The 218-nt window shown below is 37.2% G+C and carries 1 protein-coding gene; it reads right to left on the reverse strand.

From position 1 onward, the window contains the following. The coding region (locus ACYQ4S_RS13120) for a transposase (protein WP_459771629.1) at positions 1–218 on the reverse strand (218 nt) is incomplete at both ends.

The following is a 218-nucleotide window of genomic DNA, read 5'->3' on the forward strand; positions in this document are numbered from 1 at the left end:
CAAATGGTTCATACTGTAACGCTCTGATTTGGCTCAAAATAGTGAAGAGGGTTGATTTCAACCTTAATTCTAGTTTCATCAGTAACGTCAATAAGTAGACAATCATCGCAAGAATCACTTGATTCTCCACGCCTTGTTCAGACTGTGAATAGTACGTTTTAATGGTCAAATGTTGTTTGATGTGCTTGAAAAACAACTCGATCTGCCATCTTGATTGA

This window comes from Alkalibacterium sp. s-m-28 (assembly GCF_054658175.1).